Origin of the sequence: Terribacillus saccharophilus (assembly GCF_002272075.1) — a bacterium.
GTDB classification, from domain to species: Bacteria; Bacillota; Bacilli; order Bacillales; family Amphibacillaceae; genus Terribacillus; species Terribacillus saccharophilus_A.
The window spans coordinates 1-8,658 of record NZ_NPBJ01000045.1 but is presented as its reverse complement, the minus strand read 5'-3'; the positions used below and the strand labels follow the sequence as shown (position 1 = coordinate 8,658).

Genomic DNA, 8,658 nt, shown 5'->3' with positions numbered 1-8,658 from the left:
TCTGACAGTATGCCAAAGCTGTCAAATCAAGACTCTAACGTAAAGTTAGGGTCTTTTTGTTTTTTACTTTAATTGATTTACCTTATGGAATATAAGCAAAGATATCTTAGTATCTGCGTTAATAACAATAGTTGTGGCATGTTTAGAACATAAGTGGATTTTAGCATAGTAGATTGATGATTGGATGTTGTCTTATATATAGCGTTAACTTAAGAACTTAGAGTAATAACGAATTGTTCCCTATCTTGTAATTTTATAAATATCATTTATAAGCAGTTCAGTTTGATTCAAAGCTATAAGAGGTTACAATAAACATTGTATAAAAATAAATTCTTCGTACAGAGAATCTTATGAAATTTTCATCAAGCTCTGACAAGAAGGAATAACTTCTTAGGAAAGAACGAAACTAAAGCTTACAAAAATATTTCATATAAAGGGAGTGCTATTCATGCGTGCGGTTATTATTAATGAATATGGTGATAAAAATGTATTGCTAGAGCAAGAATTGCCGAAACCTGAAATAAAACCAAATCAGGTGCTTGTTGAGGTGTATGCCACTTCTGTTAATCCGATTGATTGGAAGCTTCGTGCGGGTTACTTAAAGCAGATGCTCGATTGGTCATTTCCAATTATTCTTGGTTGGGATGTTGCCGGTAAGATAGTTGAAATTGGAAGTGAAGTGAAGAATTATCAAGTTGGGGATGAAGTTTTCGCGCGACCGGATACTACCGCTGCAGGCACTTATGCAGAATTTACGGCTGTGGATGAAGAATTACTTGCCAAAAAGCCTAGCAACCTCACATTTGAAGAAGCTGCCTCTATTCCATTAGCAGGCTTAACTGCTTGGCAGTGTCTAGTGGACAATACAAAAGTCAAGCAAGGTGATAAAGTATTGATCCAAGCTGGAGCTGGTGGGGTAGGAAGTATGGCTATTCAAATGGCAAAACATTTGGGTGCCTATGTTGCTACAACTGCGAGTGAAAAAAATGAAGCATATGTAAAAGAGTTAGGTGCTGATGAATTCATTAATTACCACACACAGCAATTTGAAGACGAATTAAGTGATTATGATGCAGTCATTGATACAATGGGCGGCGATATCTTAAATAAAAGCTTCCAAGTTTTAAAGCCCGGCGGCAGACTTGTAACGATTGCGGGACAACCTGATGAGTCATTAGCAGAAAAACATCAAGTAACGGCAAGCTCCTATTGGTTAACGCCAGATGGTAAGCAATTAGGTGAATTAGGAGAATTACTTGAGAAAGAAATTATTAAGCCTCAAGTTGGTCATGTATTCGACTTTTCAGCAGAAGCTTTACAAGAAGCCCATGAATTAAGTGAAACGCATCATGCCAAAGGTAAAATAGTGATAAAAGTTAAATGAGCGGTATGATCCCGTGTACCCAATAATGATTGACTATCATTATTGGGTATTTTCATTGTAGGTGGGGTAATTCTTGATTGATGATATGTTACCAATTACTACGGTTAATCGGTGAGAAGTAATCGTGGTTTCCCATGCATTAATGTAATAATGATTTCTTCTGTAAGGAATGCGGGTTCGATCCCGGCCACCAGTATCACCTGACAGTTTGCCAGAGCTTTGAAATCAAGCCTCTAACGTTAAGTTAGGGTCTTTTTTTGCGTTCATTTATGTTCGCCGCAAAATAATTAAGATCGTATGCGCGTCGGAGGTAATAGTAACTAGCCGAAAAGCTTTGACAGTGGAAATACTCCCAAATAGAAAAGAAGCAAAACATTTGATGACAAAGAAATGTAGTCTTGTAGGAGGATTATTCTATATGGCATGAATCAGATTTGGAGTAATCTTTTTTTTATAAGAAAAGAAGGAGTTAGGCGAATACTTTCACCTAACTCCTCCTGATTAATTTATTTTCTCAGCTTTACGAAAAGAAGGTGCTTCCAAATCGACAACCAAGTTCTCTCTGCTATTTTTTCTTCCTTTCCAGAAGAACAGAGCAGTGATGATGATTGTCATGATGAATCCTCCTGTATGTGCTGCCTGATAGGACAAGCCAAAACCAAGATTACTATCATATAGTATATAAGTTAAAACCATATCGGTAATGAATACCGCTGGAATTAATGCGATGAAGTAATTTTTCTTTTTTACAAAGAGATACATGGTGCCTATCCAAAGAGCAAGTGCTGCAGTTCCTTGGTTGGCAAATGAGAAGTAGCGCCATAAAATATTAAAATCAATGGTGGTTAACCAGTAGGAAACGACAAACAAAGGAATCGCAATTGCTAACCGTTTTGTCATTTTGGTCTGACTCAAGCTGATATAATCAGCAATGATATTACGTGCGGCACGGAACGCTGTATCACCAGAGGTAATTGGTAACACTACTGCACCAAGAACTGCTATGGTACCGCCAACTGCTCCTAGTAAGGTCATGCTAACTTCATTAACTACCAGAGAAGCTGTACCCTCATTTATTAATCCTTGAAGACTTTGGCCATCAAAAATAGTCATTGCGGCGGCGGCCCATATCATTGCAATAACACCTTCGGCAATCATCATACCGTAGAAAATGTAACGGCCTTGTTTTTCATTTTGTGTTGTTCTAGATATGAGCGGTGATTGCGTTGCATGAAACCCTGATAAGGCACCACAAGTAATCGTTAAGAATAGTATTGGGAAAACTGGCAGATCCGCTGGATGCATGTTCGTTAATGATAATTCAGGGATTGTATAGCCTCTAATAAACAATGCTGCACCTACAGCAATTGTACCAATGATTAATAGCGCCCCAAAGTAAGGATAGACACGGCCAATAATCTTATCGATTGGGAGAATGGTAGACAAAAAATAATAAGCAAAGATAACAAGAATAATAGCTACCAAAGCAACTCTGCCATCAATTAAATTATGCAATAATGACGCTGGTGTCGTAACAAATACGGTGCCAACAAGTAATAATAGCAATAAAGCAAAAATGTTCACTAAGTGACGGGAGACTTTACCTAAAAATCTTCCGGCAAGTTCTGGAATATGAGCACCTCGGTTGCGAATTGAAATCATACCAGTTAAGTAATCATGTACCGCTCCAGCGAAGATAGAACCCAGCACGATCCATAAGAATGCTACAGGGCCATATAGTGCCCCCATAATTGGACCAAAAATGGGACCGGTACCGGCAATATTTAATAATTGGATTAATGCGTTTTTTTGTTTGTTCATTGGTACATAATCTACACCATCTTGGTTAGCGTATGCTGGTGTCTGCCGATCTTCATTCGGTCCAAATACTTTCTCAACGTATTTTCCATACGTAAAATACGCTGCAACTAATGCAATAATCGCAACAAAAAATGTAATCATATCTTATCCCCTCCAAAGTTCCAATTGTAAACGTTTACATAATTGTATAACAAAAGACTTTATGAGAGAAGGAAAAAAATATATATTTTGTATAAGTATTTGAGAACGTTCTAGATTTACACCACTTGTTTCTTAAATTTTATGTAAAAGTACGGCGATTCCGCTTTGAGATTTCCTTTCTCCTCGATTGTTTATTTTGTAAAATGTGAGGAAACTAAACGGAATAGTGTTCATTTAAGCGGAACAACGTATGGTTACTAATTTGTTGAAAGCCGACCAGGATTCTAACAATAGTTAGAGTCTTTTTTGTTTTGGATGTATTTGTTAGGAGTAACATTCGATGGGATTCAGATGGTAAGATGAAGCTATACAAGGAACTGGGGAGAAATAACTTATGGAGAAAATCATGATTGTGGAAGATGACATGAAAATAGCAGAATATTTGAGTACCCACATAGAAAAATATGGGTATGAAGTTACCATTGCTAAAGAGTTTGAAAAAATAATGGATACGTTTTTAGAAATACAGCCTAAGCTTATCTTATTGGATATCAACTTGCCTAGTTTTGATGGCTATTATTGGTGCAGGCAAATAAGGAAAGTGTCCATTTGCCCGGTGATTTTTATATCCGCTCGGACTGGTGAGATGGATCAGGTGATGGCGATAGAGAATGGTGGGGATGACTTTATAACAAAGCCCTTCAATCCGGATATTGTCATGGCGAAAATCAGAAGCCAAATGCGGCGTGCTTACGGGGAGTATGCAGCAAAGCTTGAGGAAAGAGTGCTTATCCAGGAAGGATTACAATTTTATCCGGAACGATTGGAGCTGCGGTTTGGGAATGAATCAACACAATTAACTAAAAAAGAAACAGACATCATCGAAAGCTTACTGGAGCGTTTTCCCCGAGTTGCTGGCAGACAGGATTTGCTGGCAAAATTATGGGATGACCAAGCCTATGTGGATGAGAATACCTTGAATGTGAATATAACTCGCGTTCGTAATAAGTTCCAAGAAATAGGGATTGAAGATGCTGTGGAAACGGTCAGGGGAGCAGGATATCGTTTGCGCATTACTTGGAAAGAGGAGAAAGCATGAAATTATTCCTTCGCGAGCATATACTGCTCATTGTGGTGCAGCTCTTACAATGTGTAATAGTATCAGCACTTTTTTGGCTGGATGGCTATCGCAATATTAGCGTAAGTCTATACGCTATTTTCCTATCGTTACTTTTAATAACAGTATTCCTTTGCTACCGGTACTTTAGCCGAAGAAAATTTTATAAAAGGTTACACCATTCGCTGACGGCACTCGATGAATCGTTAGAGACTACCGAACGGGCACCTATTTCAGAAGCGCTCGATCAATTACTCGCATCTCAGTATCGCTTATATCAGGAAGAACTTCTTAAAGGAGAAGATAGACAGGACGAGCATTTGATGTTCATGGATCGTTGGGTCCATCAAATGAAGACGCCGCTCTCTGTCATCGAATTAACGGCTCAAACGCTGGACGAACCAGAATCCTCCAGTCTTCGGGAGGAAACGGACCGGATGCGGGAGGGATTGAATACAGTTCTCTATTTAGCGAGGCTTCGTACCATTACAGAAGATTTTCATATCAAGCCTGTCGTCCTTTCCAAGCTAATCCATGAAGTCAATCAAGAAAACAAGCGATTTTATATACGCAACGAAGTATATCCAGTATTGAAGGAAGAGAAAGCAGGAGCAATGGTGGAGACGGATGAAAAGTGGCTATTCTTCCTGTTATCACAGCTGATACATAATGCCGTTAAATACTCTGCTGGAAAATCAAATCAACTTATTCTTTCTGTTTATGAAAGGTTAGGAGAATTGGTGCTGGAAGTGAAGGACTTTGGAATTGGTATTCCTGTTGTAGATCAGAAACGTATTTTCAATAAGTTTTATACCGGTGAAAATGGCAGGAAATATCGCGAGTCTACCGGAATGGGGCTGTATTTAGTAAAAGAGGTCACTGATAAACTGGAGCACCGTCTGGAGATGGAATCAACCGTAGGTAAAGGAACTGCAGTCCGGATCATCTTCTCCAAGACACAAAACCTTACATCAATGTAAGATTCGTGAAAGCATAATCGATGGTAGGACTTGTACTGCTCAGGCTATGCTTAGATTAAGCATTAGAGAGGAGAATGGATTATGCTCAAGCTAACAAAAGTCAGTAAGATTTATGAAGGTAAGGTTGCTTATAGAGCTCTTACAGATATCGATCTAGAAGTAGAAAAGGGTGAATTCGTTGCCATTATGGGGCCGTCGGGCAGCGGAAAAACAACTCTTTTGAATATCATTTCTACAAACGATGCACCGACAACTGGGCAGGTAGAAATTGATGGACAGCAGCCGCATCAGCTCAAGAAGAATGCATTGGCTAAATTTCGCCGTAATCAACTAGGATTTATCTTCCAGGACTTTAATTTATTGCATACACTTACTGTTCAAGAAAATATTATTCTGCCACTCACATTAGATGGTGTCCGTGCAAGCGAGATGCAGAATAAAGCACAGCAGATAGCGAAGAGTCTGGGTATCGGGCCAATTATGAATAAGCGCACATATGAGATTTCCGGCGGACAGGCACAGCGGGTTGCCATTGCCAGGGCGATGATCCATGAGCCGAAAATGCTGTTAGCGGACGAGCCGACAGGAAACCTTGATTCGAAAGCTGCCAAGGATGTCATGAAGATGCTGGTATCCATCAATGAAAGAAATAAAACAAGCTTGTTGATGGTAACGCATGATCCGCAAGCTGCTAGTTATTCTGATCGTGTTGTGTTTATTCGGGACGGGAAGCTGCATTCCGAGATTCACAGGGGAGAGAGCAGACAAGCATTCTTCCAGAAGATAATCGATATGCTTTCACTGATGGGAGGAGAGGGCAATGAATTTTCGTCAATTCGCGTTTAGAAATGTTCTCCGCAATAAACGGCTGTACATTGCTTACTTCCTCAGCAGTATGTTTACGGTGATGGTATTTTTCACATTTGCAATCTTTGCTTTCCATCCAGCTTTTTCGGAGGGATCTGTTAATAAGTATGCAATATTTGGAATGGCTGTCGCAGGCGGAATCATTTATATATTTTCTTTCTTCTTTATCTTGTATTCGATGAGTTCATTCTTACAGTCAAGGAAGAAAGAGTTTGGCTTGTTGATTACTTTAGGAGCTTCCGATAAGCAAATACGGCTTATGGTATTTTTAGAGAATATCTTAATCGGTTTTTTCGCAACAGCTGGCGGAATTCTGATTGGATTGGTATTCGCAAAATCTATCCTTTTAATTGCTGAGAATATATTAATAATCGATGAATCACTTGATTTTTATTTCCCGGCATTGGCGATTGTCGTAACATTTGTCAGTTTCATCTTTCTCTTTTTCTGTATATCGGTTTTGGTTGCGTTCATTTTACGTACAAATAAGCTGGTCGATCTCATTAAAGGAGATAAGCAGTCCAAAGGAGAACCGAAAGCCTCTATCGTTCTTTCTATCCTCGCGGTGTTCTTGCTAATTGCAGGATATGGTACTGCTCTTTACGTGAAAGGTGCCAGTGTTGTCTTTGTAATGATTCCAGTTATTATCGTGGTGACGCTGGGAACATACATCTTGTTTACGCAATTAAGTGTGTATTGCATTCGTCTGATGAAAAAAAATAAATCAATTTTCTGGCGGAAGACCAACATGCTGCTTTTTGGTGACTTATCGTTTCGAATGAAAGATAACGCTAGAACATTTTTTATGGTTGCGATTATATCAACCGTAGCTTTTAGTGCCATTGGCTCATTATATGGATTTCAATCTTATCTTACAAAAGGGATAAAGGAGATTAATCCATATACGTATACGTATAGTCCTTTCCTGGACGATAGTGAAGAAATTATTGAGCAGGATATTCAGCAGATTAACTCTATAATAGAAGAAGAAAAAATAGACACTGAAATGGAAGAAGCGGAGCTAGTTTATTTCGACACAACTGCGGAAGAATCATCTGTTTTAATAGTTAAAGCTTCTGATTACAACCGATTTGCTGCATTAATTAGTGAAAAGGAATTGCACCCAGAGGAAAATGAGGCAATCGTTGTTGAACAAAGTGATGCGGTTATCACGGGAGGGCAGAAAGCTAGTGACATATTGATGACATCCAGCGTCCAGCTGGAAAACGGACAAGAAATTCAACCGAGTAAAACAGTAGAGTCTGCAGTAGGCTTAGGCATAACAGGTTATTATGTAGTGAATGATAGCACTTATACTGAACTTGGAACACCAGGAAGGACAGATTTCACGGCTGCATGGAATGTACTAGACGGAAACGATAATCAATTGATTGAAGCTGGTAGAAAGTTAGAGGATCAAGTAGAACACAAGGTGTTTGCTGTTGATTATAATCTTTATGAAATTAATAAAGCATATGGACCAATTTTATTTATCGGCCTGTTTATCGGAATTGTGTTCTTTGTCTCTGCTGGAAGCTTTCTTTACTTCCGCTTGTTCACGGATATTGATGGAGAAAAGCGCAAGTTCCAGTCAATTGCCAAAATTGGTTTGACACAATCAGAATTAAAAAAAGTAGTGAACCGGCAAGTTGCCATTCTGTTTTTCTCACCGATTGTGGTAGCACTTGTTCACGGTGCCGTAGCACTTACCGCTTTATCGCGCTTGTTTAATTACAATTTAACAGTAGAATCTGCTTTGGTTCTGGGAAGCTTTGCGGTAATTCAAGTACTTTATTTCTTGGTTGTACGATTTATCTATGTGAAAAATGTGATACGAACAGTCTTTTAGTAATGGTCTTTATTTATGTGTTATAAAGAAATAACATAGAAGTATAAGACTGGAATGATGGGATAGACGATGCCGTTTCCTTGGATTAAAAATTAATAGACTCTCATTATGATAGAGAAGTGTAAAACTGCTGGATAAGGGATCCGGCAGTTTTTTTATCGGGAAACAATTTTAAGGGAAGAAAACGGGATGCTATTATATATGGTATTTTTAGTATAATGTTGAGGTTTAAATATGTTAGAGGCATTGCATTTCTATCAAAGTGGGAGGATGTGCGGGACTTGGAGTTATTCTGTTGCTAGTTGCCAATCATCTTTATATTCATGTAAAATAGAGCTGCATGATTTAGAAAAAGAACGTAAAGTCTTCGATAGTGAAATTAAGAAAAAGAAAGTAACAAAAAAAGATCTAGTTATTTTTCGATTTTGTATTGCATTTCCTTTCTGGAACATATATAATCTAACTTGTCCTTAAGAAAAGCGACATCATACATAATTGG

6 protein-coding genes are annotated in these 8,658 nt (G+C 38.5%); 5 read left to right on the top strand and 1 reads right to left on the bottom strand.

The genetic code is table 11. The annotated features are described in order from the left end of the window. The first annotated feature begins 448 nt into the window (after positions 1-448). Entirely contained in the window at positions 449-1,384 is a 936-nt protein-coding gene (locus CHH48_RS19070) for an NADP-dependent oxidoreductase (RefSeq protein WP_095220842.1), read from the top strand. 501 nt (positions 1,385-1,885) lie between these two features. Here CHH48_RS19070 and CHH48_RS19065 read toward each other — a convergent pair. Next, positions 1,886-3,346 carry a carbon starvation CstA family protein gene (locus CHH48_RS19065; protein ID WP_095220843.1) on the bottom strand — a complete coding sequence of 487 codons (1,461 nt, stop codon included), beginning with the start codon at positions 3,344-3,346 and terminating at the stop codon, positions 1,886-1,888. 394 nt (positions 3,347-3,740) lie between these two features. Here CHH48_RS19065 and CHH48_RS19060 point away from each other — a divergent pair, with 394 nt between their 5' ends. The 4 genes from CHH48_RS19060 to CHH48_RS19045 all read left to right on the top strand — a co-directional run bounded on the left by CHH48_RS19060 (position 3,741) and on the right by CHH48_RS19045 (position 8,159). Next, on the top strand, positions 3,741-4,445 hold the full coding sequence (locus tag CHH48_RS19060) for a response regulator transcription factor (protein ID WP_095220844.1): 705 nt from the start codon (positions 3,741-3,743) through the stop codon (positions 4,443-4,445). Then, positions 4,442-5,443, top strand: coding sequence for a sensor histidine kinase (locus tag CHH48_RS19055; protein ID WP_095220845.1), 1,002 nt, complete (start codon positions 4,442-4,444; stop codon positions 5,441-5,443). Before CHH48_RS19060 ends, CHH48_RS19055 begins: the two co-directional genes overlap by 4 nt. An 81-nt stretch (positions 5,444-5,524) precedes the next feature. Continuing rightward, entirely contained in the window at positions 5,525-6,289 is a 765-nt protein-coding gene (locus CHH48_RS19050; RefSeq protein WP_095220846.1) for an ABC transporter ATP-binding protein, read from the top strand. Further along, positions 6,264-8,159 (top strand): FtsX-like permease family protein, encoded by a 1,896-nt coding sequence (locus tag CHH48_RS19045; RefSeq protein ID WP_095220847.1) that lies wholly within the window; start codon positions 6,264-6,266, stop codon positions 8,157-8,159. Before CHH48_RS19050 ends, CHH48_RS19045 begins: the two co-directional genes overlap by 26 nt. Positions 8,160-8,658 lie beyond the last annotated feature (499 nt).

Coding starts and splice junctions, on each gene's coding strand:
- CHH48_RS19055 (WP_095220845.1), top strand. CDS start 4,442: ATGAAATTATTCCTTCGCGAGCATATACTGCTCATTGTGGTGCAGCTC.
- CHH48_RS19070 (WP_095220842.1), top strand. CDS start 449: ATGCGTGCGGTTATTATTAATGAATATGGTGATAAAAATGTATTGCTA.
- CHH48_RS19065 (WP_095220843.1), bottom strand. CDS start 3,346: ATGATTACATTTTTTGTTGCGATTATTGCATTAGTTGCAGCGTATTTT.
- CHH48_RS19050 (WP_095220846.1), top strand. CDS start 5,525: ATGCTCAAGCTAACAAAAGTCAGTAAGATTTATGAAGGTAAGGTTGCT.
- CHH48_RS19045 (WP_095220847.1), top strand. CDS start 6,264: ATGAATTTTCGTCAATTCGCGTTTAGAAATGTTCTCCGCAATAAACGG.
- CHH48_RS19060 (WP_095220844.1), top strand. CDS start 3,741: ATGGAGAAAATCATGATTGTGGAAGATGACATGAAAATAGCAGAATAT.